Origin of the sequence: Streptomyces sp. SID13726 (genome assembly GCF_010548375.1) — a bacterium.
Taxonomy (GTDB): domain Bacteria; phylum Actinomycetota; class Actinomycetes; order Streptomycetales; family Streptomycetaceae; genus Streptomyces.
In genome coordinates, this window is record NZ_JAAGLY010000804.1 from 1 (window position 1) to 393 (window position 393).

1 protein-coding gene is annotated in these 393 nt (G+C 58.5%); it reads left to right on the forward strand.

The window, feature by feature from the left end:
- Positions 1-197 precede the first annotated feature (197 nt).
- The coding region (locus G3I78_RS50395; RefSeq protein WP_164437382.1) for a DUF397 domain-containing protein at positions 198-393 on the forward strand (196 nt) is incomplete at its 3' end.

Below are 393 nucleotides of genomic sequence, written 5' to 3' on the forward strand. Positions count from 1 at the left end.
GAACGATTTTCGGACTGCGTTGAACGCTCCTTCGAGGGACTTTTTTGATCTTGCTGCACGACTAGGCTCGTCATCTCGCGCACAGGCCCGGAAATTTTCACAGGCGTTTCCGGAGCCCCTGCCGAGAGGTGTCGGCACCCCTGAGGGAGGTGCCTCGTCACGAGTGTTTCAGCTGGTCAGTCAGACAAGGAGGCGTGATGGGATTTTCCTACGGCAATGGTGTTCAGGCGAGCCAGATCCAGGGAGTGGCGTGGCAAAAGGCTCGGGCGAGTGATGCGTTCAACAACTGCGTGGAAATTGCACAGCTGGCCAGCGGTGAGGTCGCGGTGCGTAATTCACGCTTCCCTGATGGCCCGGCGTTGGTGTTTACGCAGTCCGAGATGCTGGCGTTCT